The following is a 13,728-nucleotide window of genomic DNA, read 5'->3' as shown; positions in this document are numbered from 1 at the left end:
TCTCCTCCGGCGAAAGAACGATGAAGAAGTACTTCCCCGGGCCCTCGGCCGCTGCCACCGCCGCCCTCGCCCTCACGCTCACCCTCACCCTCACCCTGACCGCCTGCTCGCAGGAGCCGGCCGCCGACGACTCCCCCGGCGGCGCCCTCAGCCACATCCACGGACTCGGCGTCCGCGGCGACACGCTCTACGTCGCCACCCACGACGGCGTCCACAGCCCGGACGCCGACGGCCGCCCGACACGCGTCGGCGACCGCAGGGACGACTTCATGGGGTTCACCGTCACCGCCTCGGGGGTCTTCCTCGCGAGCGGTCACCCCGCCCCCGGCTCCGGCGGGCCCGCCGACCTCGGCCTCGTCGAGTCGACGGACTCGGGACGGACCTGGCACGAGAAGTCCCTCGCCGGCGAGGTGGACTTCCACTCCCTCGACACCGCCTCCGACGCGACGGTCTACGGGTACGACGCCACGAACGGGCTCCTGCGGGTCAGCCCCGACGGCGTCACCTGGGAGGACCGGGCCGCGCTGCGCGCGCTCGACCTCGCCGTCTCCCCCGCCGCCCCCGGCACCGTCCTCGCCACCACCGAGACCGGCGTGGCCCGCAGCACGGACGGCGGCAGGACCTTCGCCCCCGGCTCGGGCCAGGTCCTCTCGTACGTCTCCTGGGGCGATCCCGACGCCCTCTTCGGCATCGACGGGAACGGGGTCCTCTTCCGCGGTACGGACACGGGGACGGGGACGGGGACGGGGACGGCTCAGGGTTCCGGTCTCCGCTGGGACCGGGTCGCCACCGTGCCCGGCGGGGCACCTCAGGCGCTCACCGTCGTGGACGCCCGCCGGGTGCTCGTCGCCACCCAGGACGGGGTGTACGAGTCGCGCGACGGCGGGCGGACCTTCGAGCGGCGGGTCACGGTGACCTCCGGGAAGGAAGGCCACTGACCCCGCGCGGGCATCAGCCCGCGCGCCGCTCCACGACCACCTCGCCGCCGACGACGACCGTCTCCGCCACCGTGCCCGGGATCTCCTCGGGTACGACGCGGAGGATGTCCCGGGAGAGGACGACGAAGTCGGCGAGCTTGCCCACCGTCAGCGAGCCCCGCTCCTCCTCGAGGAAGTTGGCGTAGGCCGAGCCCATCGTGTAGCCCTCGACGGCGGCGGCGACGTCGATCGTCTCCCCCGCCGTCCAGCTCTCCCCGCCGCCGGGCGGGCGGCGGGTGACGGCCGCGTGGATGCCCACCATGGGGTCCATCTCGGCGACGTTCCAGTCGCTGGAGAGCGCGAGGACGGCCTGGGCGTCGCGCAGGCTGCGGAGCGGCCAGGCCTTGTGCCAGCGGTCCGGGCCGACGTTATCGGCCCAGTCCTTGCCGGGGCCCGCGATGTCGGGGGCAGCGTGCCGGGGCTGCATGCAGGCGACGACACCGAGCTCGGCGAAGCGCGGGGTGTCGGCCGGGTCGAGGCACTCGACGTGGACGATCTGGTGGCGCGCGTCGCGCGGACCGTTCACGGCGCGGGCCCGGGCGACGGCGTCGAGGACGGTGCGGATGCCCCGGTCCCCGGTGGCGTGGACGAAGCACTGGAAGCCGCGCGCGTCCAGGCGGGTGAGGAGCTCGGCGAACTCCTCGGGCGGGTAGAAGGTGTCGCCGCGGTGGTGGGAGCAGCCCGCGTACGGCTCCAGGAGGGCGGCCGTGCGGGGTTCGACGACGTCGTCGATGTACAGCTTCAGCGGGCCGACCCTCAGCCGGTCGTCCGCGAACTCCTTCGCCGCCGCCTCGAAGTCGTCCAGGTCGTCTTCGGTCGTGCCGCGCGGGTGGAAGAGCGCGGCGACGATCCGCGAGCGCAGCCGGCCCTCGGCGCGGGCGCGCTGGAAGAGCGCGAGGTCGTCGAGGGAGTTCTGGGGCTCGACGACGGTGGTGATGCCGTAGCCGATGGCATCGTCCAGGCTCTTGGCGAGCCGGCCGTACTGGCGGTCGGGCGAGGCCCAGGGCAGGCCGAGCTCGCGCAGCGCCCGGTGGCCTTCGCGGGAGAGGCCCTTGATCGCGAAGTCCTTGACGAATCCGGTGGGCTCGCCGGTGCCGGGGTCGGTCACGGCGCGGCCGAAGGGCAGGTCGGTGTGGTCGCGGTCGACACCGAGCCTCCGCAGCGCGGCGGTGTTGAGCCAGGCGGTGTGCACGTCGTAGCTGAGGACGAGGGCGGGGGTGTCGCCGGTGGCCGGGTCGAGGTCGGCCGCGGTGGGCATGCGCCCGTCGGGGACGGCCGAGTAGTCGAAGGCCTCGGCCTCGATCCACTCGGCGTCGGGGTGCGCCTCGCGCCAGGTGCGGATGCGCGCGTGGACGTCGTCGAGGGTGCGGGCGCCGGCGAGTTGGACGCAGGCGTCGTCGGAGCCGAGGCGGACGTGGTTGTGGGCGTCGACGAAGCCGGGCAGGACGAGCCGGCCACCGGCGTCGAGGACCCGGGTGCCGGGGCCCGTCCAGGCGCCCGCTCCGGCGTCGGAGCCGATCCAGACGATGCGGCCGGCGCGGACGGCGAGGGCCTGCGCCTCGGGGAGCGCCGGGTCGACGGTGTGGATCCGGGCGCCGGTGAGGACGAGGTCGGCGGGGAGGGGCGTGGTGTCGGGCATGCGGGGTGGCTCCGTGACGTACGTACCGCTGGGTGCGCGGAAGGGGTCTGCGGGGGTGCGGAAGGGGGCTGGGGGTGCGGAAGGGTGCCGAGGGGGGCTGCGGGCGTGCGGCCGGGGGCTCAGGCGGCGGTTCAGACGGCGCGTGCCGGCCTGACGGACCTGCCGGCGAGGAGCACGTACACGAGGGCCGAGACCACCGCGCCGAGCAGCGTGAGGTCCGCGCCGCCGAGGGGCTCGACGAGCGGGCCGGTCCAGAGCTCCGAGTCGCAGGTGAGCGCGGAGAAGAGGAGACCCGCGAGGAGCGCGGTCGTGCCGGCCGGGTGCCAGCCGGAGCGGTACCAGTACGCGCCGCCCTCGCGCTGGTGCAGGGCCTCGGAGTCGTACGCGCAGCGGCGGAGCACCATGTCGGCGAGGAAGACCCCTCCCCAGGGGGCGAAGACGATGATCAGGAGGGAGAGGAAGGAGAGGAGCGAGGTGGTGAAGTCGGTGAGGAAGAGGGCGCCGAGCGAGCCGGCGGCGGTCACGACGGCGCTGATGACGATGGCGCGGGCGCGGCTCCACGGTATGCCGAGGACCTGGAGGTTCAGGCTCGACGAGTAGAGCGTGATGATCGAGTTGGTGACCGAGCCTCCGAGGACGAGGGCCAGGAACAGGGGCTGGAACCAGCCGGGGAGCAGGCTCTCGGTGCCCGCCACCGCGTCGGTCATGTCGGCCTGCGTGGCGGCGGCCACCCCGGCGACGCCGAGGGCGACGGAGGAGAGGAAGCCGCCGAGCGCGCCGCTGAGGGTGACGGCCTTGAGGGAGGTGGTGCGGGGCAGGTAGCGGGTGTAGTCGGCGGGCATGGGGACGTACGAGAAGGGGCCGGCGAGCATGACGACGAAGGCGATGCTCCAGCCGGCGGCGCCGGGCGCGGCGGAGGGGGCGGAGGTGTCGGCGCCTGGCAGGACGAGCGCGAGGAGCACCGCGAAGCCGACGGCGAGGACGTATGCCATCCAGCGTTCGGCGAACTGGACGGTGGCGTGGCCCCAGAGGGCGACGGCGAAGGTCAGGGTGAGGGTGACGGCGAGGGCGAAGGCCCTGGGGAGGTGCCCGCCGTGCCAGCCGAGGTCGGCGAGGAAGGCTTCGAGGGCGAGGGTGCCGACCACGGTGTTCACGACGGTGTAGCCGATGCTGACGATCCAGTTGAGCAGACCGGCCGGCCAGTTGCCGCGGACGCCGAAGGCGGCCCGGGAGATCACGAGGGTCGCGGTGCCGGTGCGCACGCCGCTGAGGCCGGCCGCGCCGATCGCGAGGAAGGACAGGCCGCCGATCACGACGACGGCGGTGGCCTGCCAGAAGGAGAGCCCGAAGGCGACGGCGAGGGCGCCGTTGATGACGTAGGTGAAGGTGAGGTTCGAGCCGAACCACAGCCAGAAGACGTCCTTGGCGCTGCCGTGGCGTTCGGCGTCGGGGATGGGGTCGATCCCGTGCTCCTCGACCTGGAACACCTCGTCCCGGCCCGTGGTCGCCGTGGTCCCCGTGGTCACGGGCGCCTTCTCGTGTCCGATCACGACCACACTCCTGTCTTGAATGTCGTTCTAAGTCTTTGAATGGCATTCAAGATGGGCGATGGATTCCGGCCACGTCAAGGGCTTCGCACGATGCGGTTAAGGTCGACACGACGGAGAGCGGGACTACGGGACACGGATCGGGTCGGATCGGGACGCCGATCGGGACAGGGATCGGGGGCGGCGGCGGTGGCAGGGGCGGCTCGACGGCGGGACGGGAACGTCACCCAGGAGCGGATGCTGGAGGAGGCCATGGCGGTGATCGCCGAGGAGGGTCTCGCCTCGCTCACCATGTCGGCCCTCGCGGAGCGGCTCGGCACGAGCGGCGGCCACATCCTGTACTACTTCGGCAGCAAGGACCTGCTGCTGCTCGCCGCCCTCCGCTGGAGCGAGGCCGCGCTCGCCGGGGAGCGCGCGGCCCTGCTGGCCCGGCGCGTCCCGGCCGAGCGCAAGCTCGACCTCTTCCTGCGGCTCTACCTCCCGCGCGGCCCCCGCGACCCCCGCTGGACCCTGTGGATCGAGCTCTGGGCCCGCACCCCCGGCAACACCGCGCTGCGCGAGGCCCAGGACGCACTGGACCGGGGCTGGCACGAGGACCTGGAGGCGCTCCTCGCGGCGGGGGTCGCCCGCCGGCGCTTCGCCCCGCTCGACGCCACCGCCCGGGCCTCCGAACTCCTGGCCCTGCTCGACGGGTTGAGCACCCGCGTCGTCCTGGGGCAGGAGTCCGGCCGGGACGCACGCCCGGCCCTGGAGGCGGCGCGCTCGGCGGCACGGCTGCTCATCACCCCGTACGCACCCTGAGCGCCCCGCACGGAAGGACCATGACGACGCGTCAGTACACGTCGTCCCCGGATCCTCAGCCCCGGTAGGCCTCCAGGAGCCGCAGCCACGCCTCGCTCAGGGTCGGGTACGACGGTACGGCGTGCCAGAGCCGGGCGATGGGGACCTCGCCGACGACGGCGACCGTCGCCGAGTGGAGCAACTCGCCGATCCCCGGGCCGACGAACGAGGCCCCGAGGACGACCTCCCGTTCGAGGTCGACGACCATCCGGGCCTGGCCCTGGTAGCCCTGGGCGTAGAGCCCGGCCCCGGCGACCTGCCGCAGGTCGACGTCGACGGCCCGGACCCGGCGGCCGGCCCGCTCGGCCTCGGCCAGGGTGAGCCCGACGGCCGCCGCCTCGGGGTCGCAGAACACCACCTGCGGCACGGCCGCGTGGTCGGCGGTGGCCGTGTGCGCGCTCCAGCTCGCGTCGGCCGGCGGCTCGGTGCCCTCCGCGCGGGCGGCGATGGCGGCGCCGGCGATCCGGGCCTGGTACTTGCCCTGGTGGGTCAGGAGCGCGCGGTGGTTGACGTCCCCGACCGCGTAGAGCCAGTCGCTGCCGGTGACCCGGAGGCTGTCGTCGACGTCGAGCCAGGAGCCCGGCGCGAGACCGACCGTCTCCAGGCCGATGTCCTCGGTGCGCGGGGCCCGGCCGGTCGCGAAGAGCACCTCGTCGCCCTCGACGTGGTCGCCGCCCTCCAGGACCACGGTCACCGGTCCCGTACCCCCGTCCCGCACCACCGCGGCGACGTCGACACACGTGCGGATGTCCGCCCCGCGCATCGCGAGCGCCGCGGCGACCCGCTCGCCGACGAACGGCTCCATCCGGGGCAGCAGGCCCCCGCCCCGTACCAGCAGGGTGACCTGCGCGCCGAGCGCCTGCCAGGCGGTGGCCATCTCGACGCCGACGACTCCCCCGCCGACCACGGTCAGCCGCGCGGGCACCCGCCCGGAGCTGGTCGCCTCGCGGCTGGTCCAGGGCCTGGCCCCCGGCAGGCCGGGGAGTTCGGGGAGGACGGCGCGGCTGCCGGTGCAGACGGCGACCGCCTGCCGGGCGGTCAGGACGTGCTCGTCCCCCTCGGGCCCCGTGACGGCGACCCGGCGGGGCCCGGCGAGGCGGCCGTGGCCTCGGAAGAGCCGTACGCCGATCGAATCCAGCCAGTCGACCTGGCCGTCGTCCTTCCAGTGGCCGACGACGGTGTCCCGGTGCCGGAGGACCTCCAGGGCGTCGAGCGGACCGTAGACCGACTCGCGGAGCCCGGCGACCTTGCGGGCGTCGGAGCGGGCGATCGCGGGGCGCAGGAGCGCCTTGCTGGGCATGCACGCCCAGTACGAGCACTCGCCGCCGATCAGCTCGCCCTCGACGATCGCGGCGGTGAGCCCGGCCGCCCGCACCCGGTCGGCGACGTTCTCGCCCACCGGTCCGGCCCCCAGGACCACCACGTCGTACGTGCTCTCTTCCACCGTTCGCGTCATGATCCCAGTCTGCTGGCAGGGGTCCGGAATAGCGCGGCTCGATACGCCGTTGTGCCGGGCGAGTCCCCAGGGGACCGTGAGGACACCGCCAGGAGACCCCGAAAGGTAGGCACCATGAGCACCGTAGAGCTCACCAAGGACAACTTCGACGAGATCGTCAGCGGGAACGAATTCGTCCTGATCGACTTCTGGGCTTCGTGGTGCGGTCCCTGCCGTCAGTTCGCCCCGGTCTTCGAGGCCGCGTCCGAGCGGCACCAGGACCTGGTCTTCGCGAAGGTGGACACCGAGGCGCAGCAGGAGCTGGCCGCCGCCTTCGAGATCCGCTCGATCCCGACGCTGATGATCGTCCGCGACAACGTGGCCGTCTTCGCGCAGCCGGGCGCCCTGCCGGAGGCCGCCCTGGAGGACGTCATCGGGCAGGCCCGCAAGCTGGACATGGACGAGGTCCGCAAGTCCGTGGAGGCCGCCCAGGCTCAGCAGTGACCCCGTGACGGCGGGGCGAGAGGGGTGCGGGAGAACCTCCCGTACCCCTCTCGCGTACGTGCGTCGGGTCAGCGTTCCAGGACCAGCGCCGGGCCCTGGTCGTCGGTCAGCGCTCCAGGACCAGCGCCGGGCCCTGGTCGTGGGTCAGCGCTCCAGGACCAGCGCCAGGCCCTGGCCCACCCCGATGCAGAGCGCCGCGAGGCCCGTGCCCGAGCCGGCCGCGGCGAGCTGGTGCGCCACGGATCCGGCGAGCCGGGCGCCCGAGGCGCCCAGCGGGTGGCCGATGGCGACGGCGCCGCCGCGCGGGTTCACGATCTCGGGGTCGAGTTCCGGCCATTCGGCGAGGCAGCCGAGGGCCTGGGCCGCGAAGGCCTCGTTGAGCTCGAAGGTGGTCAGGTCGGCGAAGGAACGACCCGCCTTCTCCAGGGCCCGCCGGACGGCCGCCACCGGGCCGAGGCCGAAGAGCTGGGGCTCGATCCCCGTCACGGCCGACGTGCGGATGCGGGCGAGCGGCTCGCGGCCCGTCTCGCGCAGTCCTTCCTCGTCCACGAGGAGCAGGGCCGCCGCTCCGTCGTTGAGGGGCGAGGAGTTGCCCGCCGTGACCGTGCCGCCCGTGGGGCGGAAGGAGGGCTTGAGCTTGGCGAGCGCCTCCATGGAGGTGGTGTCGCGGATGCACTCGTCACGGGTCAGGTCGACGCCCGCGTACGGGACGACCTCGTCGTCGTACAGCCCCTTCGCCCACGCCTCGGCGGCCTTGCGGTGGCTGGCGAGCGCGAAGGCGTCCTGCTGCTCGCGCGTGAGGCCGTGCTTGTCGGCGACGAGTTCCGCGCCCTCGCCGAGGGAGACCGTCCACTCGGCCGGCATCCTCGGGTTCGTCATGCGCCAGCCGAGGGTCGTGGAGTGGAGCTGCTGGTGGCCGGCGGGGAAGGCCCGCTCGGGCTTCTGCAGGACCCACGGGGCACGGGACATGGACTCGACGCCGCCGGCGATGGCGACGGACGCGTCGCCCAGCGCGACGGCGCGGGCCGCCTGGATGACGGCCTCCATGCCGGAGCCGCAGAGGCGGTTGACGGTGACGCCGGGGACGCTGACGGGGAGTCCGGCGAGGAGGACGGCCATCCTGGCCACGTCGCGGTTGTCCTCGCCCGCGCCGTTGGCGTCGCCGAAGTAGACGTCGTCGACGCGGGCCGGGTCGAGCGCGGGCGAGCGGTCGACGAGGGCGCGCACCACGTGGGCGGCGAGGTCGTCCGGGCGCACGCCGGCGAGCGCGCCCCCGAACTTCCCGATCGGTGTGCGGACGGCGTCGACGATGTAGACGTCGCGGATGCTCATCGGTTCTCTCCCACGTGACCTTCGGAACGACTCTGTTCGCCTGGTGCGGAGACTTCTCGTCTCCGGAGTGCGCCGCCGAGTCTGTGCCCGTCGCCGCACGGTGTCAACGGGCCTCTTCGCGCCGCACCGGAACCGGCCCGCCGGGGAGAGTGCCAGGTCAGGTCGGCCGCGAGGGTGGACGGCGGGCGCGGCTGGCCGTGGGCGGGTTCCGGTCAGGCGCGCGCCGTGCGGGGCGGCGGGTCGGCCGTGCGCCGCGCGGGGCGGCGAGTTGGCCGCGCGCCGTGCGGGCCGTGAGTCGGCCGCGCGCCGTGCGGGCCGTGAGTCGGCCGCGCGCCGTGCGGACGGTGGGTAGTCGCGTGCGGGGGCGGCGGGTCAGCCGCGGGCCGCCGGGCGGACGAGGGCCGTGAGGCCGTAGTCGAGTTCGCGGCCGTCGACGAGCAGGGCCTCGACCGTCCGCGTCTCGGGGTCGATGTCGGCGACGATGCCGTGTCCCTCGTAGATCGGATAGCCGGAGGCGCCGTGCCGCCCGGTGGCCTCGACGACGGCCGTCCGGACGGCGCTGTCCACCACGGAGGCGCCGCCGCGGTCCTCGACGTGCGCGGGCACCAGCAGGATCTCGTAGCGCTTCGGAACTGTGCTCATGCCCCGACGCTAAGCGCTCAGCTGGACTCCCGCCGGACGACCCGCGAGTCGAGGAGCCGCCGGGAGCGGGGCGGGGCGTCCGCGTCCCGCACGGCCTGGTCGACCAGCTCGGCCAGCTCGCGGCCGAGGACCATGTCGATGTGGACGGTGCTCAGCCGCGGTCGCAGCAGCCGGCCGAGGAGCAGGTCGTCGGCGCCGACGACCGCGGTCTCGTCCGGTACGGAGATCCCGGCGTCCTGGAGCGCCCGCATGAGGAGCATCGCGTACTCGTCGTTGTAGGCGAACACGGCGTCGAGCCCGAGCTCGCGCCACCGCCCGGCCAGTTCGTCCGCGGACCCCTCGTCGTACCGCAGCGGCAGGGGTACGACGGTGACGCCGGCGGCGCCGGCACCGGCGCCGGCGTTCCCGGCCGCGCGCCGGGCGCCTTCCAGGCGGGGTCCCGAGAACATCCCGAGGCCGGGTTCCTCCGGGACGACGACCCCGATCCGGCGTCGGCCGCTCTCGACGAGGTGGGCGACGGCGACCTCGCCGATCCGCCCCTGGTCCATGGCGAGCGAGTGGGTCCCCGGGACCTCCTGCGTGCCGAGCGTGATCACGGCGCGGGCACCGGAGCGCTTGAGGAGCTCGACCGACTGCTCCGTGAGCTCGACCTCGCCGAGCGAGACCACGGCGACCGGCCGCAGCTCGGCCCAGGCGCGGGCCGCCTCGTCGGGCTTCAGGCCCACGGAGCCGTACTGCACCACCGTGTAGTCGAGGCGCCGCAGCTCCCACTGGAGTTCGTTGAAGAACTGGCTGTAGAGCGGTCCGACCGGGATGTGCGCGCTGGGCAGCAGCACCATCCGGCTGTGGCCGGCGCGCAGGCTGCGGGCCGCCGCGTGGGGGACGTACCCCAGCTCCTCGGCCGCCTCGCGCACCCGGCGACGGGTGGGCTCGCTGATCCGGACGGCCGAGGTGTTGTTCAGCACGTACGAGACGGTGGCCCGGGAGACGCCCGCGAGGCGCGCGACGTCGGCACTGGTCGGGACCGCTTGGCCGGTGGGGCGTTCGGGGGTCTGTTCGGTTGAGTGGCTCATCGCTCCGGCATCTTTCCAGAACAATCCGGCACGAGGTCTGGCGGATGGCCGGAATTGAGTGCTACACAGTGCTCACACGTGTCACTGACACGTGTAACTGTATCGCTCATTCCGCTCCTCGCCCCCTCATCGGGCGATCTCTCCCAGGAGGGCACCGTGGCCCTTTCCTCCTCCGGAACCGGCTCCGCACCCGGCACCGGCCCCACCGGCTCCGCATCCGGCACCGCCGGCCCCGACTCCCCCGAGACCGGCCGGCCGACGCGGGGCCTGCTGCCGCTGCTCCTCGCCGGGAACTCGGCGATGTACGCCTTGTACATCGGCGTCGCCGGGATGCTCCTCGCTCTCCAGATCGAGGAGATCGACCCCGTGAACAAGGTGGCGAACTTCGGTCTCGTCGCCGGTATATCCGCGATCTTCGCGACCGTCTTCAACCCGGTCGCGGGCGCGCTCTCCGACCGGTCCGGACGGCGGAACCCCTGGATCCTGGGCGGCGGTCTGCTCGCCGTCCCGGTGATGCTGCTGCTCGGCAGCGTCGACACGATCCTGCTGGTCACGATCGCGTGGTGTCTCGGCCAGGCCGTCATGAACATCTACCAGGCGGCCATCACCTCCGTGGTCCCCGACCGGGTCCCGATGGACGCGCGCGGCAAGGCCTCGGCGGCGGTGGGGCTCGGCCTGCCGATCGGCTCGACGATCGGCGCCCTCATCGGTGCGGCCTTCTCCGAGGACTACCGCACCGGCTACCTCGTCCTCGGCGCGATCGTCGCCGCCACGGCCGTGCTGTTCACCGCCTGCGCCCGCGAGGAGCGCATGCCCCCGAAGGCCCCGCTGCCGGTCAAGCAGCAGATCGCGGCCTTCGGCAGCGCCCTCACGCACCACGACTTCCGCTGGGCGTTCATCGGCCGGGCCCTGCTGGTCCTCGGGTACTTCGCGGTGGCCGGATTCCAGCTGTACATCCTCAAGGACCACACGGAGCTGCCCGCCGGGCTCTCCGCCGAGGAGGCCGTGGCCGTCCTCACCCCGCTGAACGCGGTCGCCATGGTGGTCTCCACCGTCCTCGGCGGCTGGCTCTCCGACCGCTTCGACCGCCGCAAGCTCTTCGTGGGCGCCTCGGCCGTGCTCGCCGCCGTCTCCCTGGTCATCCCGGCCGTCTCGACCAGCTGGACCGCGATGCTCGCCTTCTCGGTCGTCAACGGTCTCGGCTTCGGCTGCTACATGGCCGTCGACACCGCGCTGGTGACCATGGTGCTGCCCAAGGCGGAGGACGCGGCCCGTGACATGGGCGTCCTCAACGTCGCGAACGCCGGACCCCAGATCATCGCCCCGTTCGTGGCCTCGCTCGTCGTCTCGCTGAGCGGCGGCGGATACACGGTCCTGTTCCTGGTGGCGGCCCTGCTGTCGGTGCTCGGTGCGCTGGCCGTGCGCCCCATCCGCGGCGTGCACTGACCTGCGGCCGGTACCGTCCGGGGGTGTCCGGTCGGACCAGGGGGACGCCGATGCCTCCGGTCCGCCGGGCAACCCCCGCACGCGTCGCCCCACTTGGAGCCGCACGACGGGATCTGACGTACCGTTGATCCATGGACGAAGCGTCGATGGACTCCTCGATGGTGGGCCTGCTGGGCCGGGTGACCGGCGTGATCGGGCCCGGCCTCGTCGGTGAGGTGATCGTCCGGATCCGGGGCGGTGCCGAGCACTTCCTCGCCTATCCCGCGTCGCCGAAGGAGCGGATCGAGACCGGGACGGTGGTGATGGTCATGGAACATCTCCCTCCACGCACCGTCTATGTCACAGCCGCGTACGACAGTTGACCGGACCGTTGAGTGCCGCCCGGCGGGGGCGCACACTCCCTTCACCGGATCCGCACGGCTCCGGTGAAGGGGGAACTGCCCATGGGCATCGGCATTCTGGCGGGCGTCGTCGTCGGCGCCTTCGTCCTTCTGGTCATCGTCTTCAAGATGATGTGGCGCGTCGCGGAACCCAACGAGGCGCTGATCATCTCCGGTTCCAACCACAAGAACGAGGGTCTCGGCGCGGGGATGGGGTTCCGGATCGTCACCGGTCGCGGCACCCTCGTCCTGCCCGGCGTCCAGGCCGTGCGCAAACTCTCGCTCGACCTCAACGAGACGCAGCTGTCCGTCGAGTGCGTCACCCACCAGGGCATTCCGCTCAAGGTCCGCGGTGTGGTGATCTTCAAGGTCGGTGACGACTTCGTGTCGATCGCCAACGCGGCCCGCCGCTTCCTCGACCAGCAGAAGCTCATGTCGGAGCGGGTGCACATCGTCTTCGCCGGCCATCTCCGCGCCATCGTCGGCGGGTTGACCGTGGAGGACATGATCCGTGACCGGGAGAAGCTGACCGGGCAGGCGCGTTCGGCCTGTGGCACGGAGATGGAGAAGCTCGGCCTGATCGTCGACTCGCTGCAGATCCACGAGATCGAGGACCCGACCGGGTACATCAAGAACCTGGCCGCCCCGCACGCCGCCGCCGTCCAGCGGGACGCGCGGATCGCGCAGGCGGAGGCGAACCGGCGGGCGACCGAGGCCGAGCAGCAGGCCGCTGCGCGGATGTCGGAGGCGACCCGGGACAGCGAGATCCTCCAGGCGGGCTACCAGGCGGAACGGGACCAGGCCTCGGCCCGGGCCCGGCAGGCCGGCCCGCTCGCCGAGGCGGCCTCGCGCCAGGAGGTCGTCGTCCAGGAGACCCGGGTGGCCGAGCTGGAGGGCCACCGCAAGGAGCAGCAGCTCCAGGCGGAGGTCCGCAAGCCGGCCGACGCCATGGCGTACGAGACCCGGACGCTGGCCGCGGCCGAGCGTGACGCCCGGATCTCGGCGGCCGAGGCCGACGCGAAGGAGACCGAGCTGGCGAGTGCGGCCAAGGCGACGGCGACCCGGCTCACCGGTGAGGCGGCGGCGCAGCACGCGAAGGGGCTTGCCGTCGCCGAGGCGACGCGGGCGAAGGGTCTGGCGGAGGCCGAGTCGATCAAGGCCCGAGCGGCGGCGCTCGCCGAGAACCAGGAGGCCGTCGTCGCCCAGCAGCTGGCGGAGAAGTGGCCGGAGATCGTGTCGGCCGGAGCGTCCGCCTTCGGGAACGTCGACCAGATGGTGCTGCTGAACGGCGCCGACGGAATGGCGGACGTCTTCGCCAAGGCCCTGACCATGGGCGGAACGGGCCTCGGCCTGGCCCGCCAGCTCCTCGCCACGATGAACCCGGGCGCCCCGGAACAGCTCGGCGGCGTCCCCGCGGCTCCGCGTTCGGAGGAAAGCGTGGAGATCACGGTCGGCGACACGGAGTAGCCGACAGAAATCGGGCCGACCCGCACGACCGGGCCCGGCGCCGTCACGGCGCCGGGCCCGGTCGTGCGGTCCGTCGGCTCGGGTGGAGGTCTGGATTCTCGGGCGGGACGTGCCTCTGGCGGGCGTCGGCCTCGTCGGGTCGGTGTCCGGCCCGGCCTCGTGTTCCGGGCTCGGTCGCGTCGTGGCGTCAGCCGCGTTTGTCCGTCGGCTGCGGGTGCGCGCGCCGGGTCCGTGCGGGCCTCAGTTGTGGCCGAACTTGCGTTCCTTGCGGTGGGACGCGTGTTCCACGAGGGGCATCTGGGGCTCTCTCGTGGGGGTCGACGCGGTCTTCTCCTTCGCCGCCGCCTCGGTGCGGTGTTCGTGGCCGCCGGTTCGGGCGCCTCGGTTGGTCCGGGTCTGTTTCTTGCCCACGATCGTGCCTCCCGTGAAGGGGTGTCGGACTTGGT

General features: G+C 73.3%; 13 protein-coding genes. 6 read left to right on the top strand and 7 right to left on the bottom strand.

Going from position 1 to position 13,728, the window contains the following annotated elements; translation table 11 throughout:
• The first annotated feature begins 20 nt into the window (after positions 1-20).
• Positions 21-938, top strand: coding sequence for a F510_1955 family glycosylhydrolase (locus ACF08F_RS07480; RefSeq protein WP_392297544.1), 918 nt, complete (start codon positions 21-23; stop codon positions 936-938).
• A gap of 13 nt (positions 939-951) precedes the next feature.
• Here the strand turns inward: ACF08F_RS07480 and ACF08F_RS07475 are convergent, their stop codons facing one another.
• Positions 952-2,616, bottom strand: a complete 1,665-nt coding sequence (locus ACF08F_RS07475) for an amidohydrolase (RefSeq protein ID WP_392297543.1) — start codon at positions 2,614-2,616, stop codon at positions 952-954.
• Positions 2,617-2,747: 131 nt separating this feature from the next.
• On the bottom strand, positions 2,748-4,166 hold the full coding sequence (locus ACF08F_RS07470; protein ID WP_392297542.1) for a purine-cytosine permease family protein: 1,419 nt from the start codon (positions 4,164-4,166) through the stop codon (positions 2,748-2,750).
• Positions 4,167-4,352: 186 nt separating this feature from the next.
• Between ACF08F_RS07470 and ACF08F_RS07465 the strand changes: the two genes are divergently transcribed.
• Positions 4,353-4,964 (top strand): TetR/AcrR family transcriptional regulator, encoded by a 612-nt coding sequence (locus ACF08F_RS07465; RefSeq protein ID WP_392297541.1) that lies wholly within the window; start codon positions 4,353-4,355, stop codon positions 4,962-4,964.
• A gap of 55 nt (positions 4,965-5,019) precedes the next feature.
• Here the strand turns inward: ACF08F_RS07465 and ACF08F_RS07460 are convergent, their stop codons facing one another.
• The gene (locus ACF08F_RS07460; RefSeq protein WP_392297540.1) at positions 5,020-6,459 is read right to left on the bottom strand and encodes a dihydrolipoyl dehydrogenase family protein; all 1,440 of its coding nucleotides are present in this window, start codon (positions 6,457-6,459) and stop codon (positions 5,020-5,022) included.
• A gap of 114 nt (positions 6,460-6,573) precedes the next feature.
• Here ACF08F_RS07460 and trxA point away from each other — a divergent pair, with 114 nt between their 5' ends.
• Positions 6,574-6,942, top strand: a complete 369-nt coding sequence (trxA, locus tag ACF08F_RS07455) for a thioredoxin (RefSeq protein ID WP_392297539.1) — start codon at positions 6,574-6,576, stop codon at positions 6,940-6,942.
• A 144-nt stretch (positions 6,943-7,086) separates the two neighbouring features.
• On the opposite strand, the gene ACF08F_RS07450 is transcribed toward trxA, so the two are convergent.
• The 3 genes from ACF08F_RS07450 to ACF08F_RS07440 form a co-directional block, all read right to left on the bottom strand.
• Complete coding sequence (locus tag ACF08F_RS07450; protein ID WP_392297538.1) at positions 7,087-8,274, bottom strand: thiolase family protein; 1,188 nt, start codon at positions 8,272-8,274, stop codon at positions 7,087-7,089.
• Positions 8,275-8,646: 372 nt separating this feature from the next.
• Positions 8,647-8,916 (bottom strand): hypothetical protein, encoded by a 270-nt coding sequence (locus ACF08F_RS07445; RefSeq protein ID WP_392297537.1) that lies wholly within the window; start codon positions 8,914-8,916, stop codon positions 8,647-8,649.
• Between the two features lie 17 nt (positions 8,917-8,933).
• Positions 8,934-9,989, bottom strand: coding sequence for a LacI family DNA-binding transcriptional regulator (locus ACF08F_RS07440; RefSeq protein ID WP_392297536.1), 1,056 nt, complete (start codon positions 9,987-9,989; stop codon positions 8,934-8,936).
• Positions 9,990-10,145: 156 nt separating this feature from the next.
• Here ACF08F_RS07440 and ACF08F_RS07435 point away from each other — a divergent pair, with 156 nt between their 5' ends.
• The 3 genes from ACF08F_RS07435 to ACF08F_RS07425 all read left to right on the top strand — a co-directional run bounded on the left by ACF08F_RS07435 (position 10,146) and on the right by ACF08F_RS07425 (position 13,282).
• Positions 10,146-11,435 carry an MFS transporter gene (locus tag ACF08F_RS07435; protein ID WP_392297535.1) on the top strand — a complete coding sequence of 430 codons (1,290 nt, stop codon included), beginning with the start codon at positions 10,146-10,148 and terminating at the stop codon, positions 11,433-11,435.
• Positions 11,436-11,566: 131 nt separating this feature from the next.
• Positions 11,567-11,797, top strand: coding sequence for a hypothetical protein (locus ACF08F_RS07430; protein WP_141294039.1), 231 nt, complete (start codon positions 11,567-11,569; stop codon positions 11,795-11,797).
• An 81-nt stretch (positions 11,798-11,878) separates the two neighbouring features.
• On the top strand, positions 11,879-13,282 hold the full coding sequence (locus ACF08F_RS07425; protein WP_392297534.1) for a flotillin family protein: 1,404 nt from the start codon (positions 11,879-11,881) through the stop codon (positions 13,280-13,282).
• Between the two features lie 240 nt (positions 13,283-13,522).
• Here ACF08F_RS07425 and ACF08F_RS07420 read toward each other — a convergent pair whose 3' ends face one another.
• A complete protein-coding gene (locus ACF08F_RS07420) occupies positions 13,523-13,693 on the bottom strand; it encodes a hypothetical protein (protein WP_392297533.1) in 171 nt (56 codons plus the stop codon).
• Positions 13,694-13,728 lie beyond the last annotated feature (35 nt).

Source organism: Streptomyces sp. NPDC015130, assembly GCF_043080005.1.
Classification (GTDB): Bacteria; Actinomycetota; Actinomycetes; order Streptomycetales; family Streptomycetaceae; genus Streptomyces.
Note: the sequence above shows the minus strand (reverse complement) of the source record. Positions and strands in the feature narration are given on the sequence as shown.

Coding starts and splice junctions, on each gene's coding strand:
- trxA (WP_392297539.1), top strand. CDS start 6,574: ATGAGCACCGTAGAGCTCACCAAGGACAACTTCGACGAGATCGTCAGC.
- ACF08F_RS07460 (WP_392297540.1), bottom strand. CDS start 6,459: ATGACGCGAACGGTGGAAGAGAGCACGTACGACGTGGTGGTCCTGGGG.
- ACF08F_RS07440 (WP_392297536.1), bottom strand. CDS start 9,989: ATGAGCCACTCAACCGAACAGACCCCCGAACGCCCCACCGGCCAAGCG.
- ACF08F_RS07445 (WP_392297537.1), bottom strand. CDS start 8,916: ATGAGCACAGTTCCGAAGCGCTACGAGATCCTGCTGGTGCCCGCGCAC.
- ACF08F_RS07480 (WP_392297544.1), top strand. CDS start 21: ATGAAGAAGTACTTCCCCGGGCCCTCGGCCGCTGCCACCGCCGCCCTC.
- ACF08F_RS07430 (WP_141294039.1), top strand. CDS start 11,567: ATGGACGAAGCGTCGATGGACTCCTCGATGGTGGGCCTGCTGGGCCGG.
- ACF08F_RS07425 (WP_392297534.1), top strand. CDS start 11,879: ATGGGCATCGGCATTCTGGCGGGCGTCGTCGTCGGCGCCTTCGTCCTT.
- ACF08F_RS07450 (WP_392297538.1), bottom strand. CDS start 8,274: ATGAGCATCCGCGACGTCTACATCGTCGACGCCGTCCGCACACCGATC.
- ACF08F_RS07475 (WP_392297543.1), bottom strand. CDS start 2,616: ATGCCCGACACCACGCCCCTCCCCGCCGACCTCGTCCTCACCGGCGCC.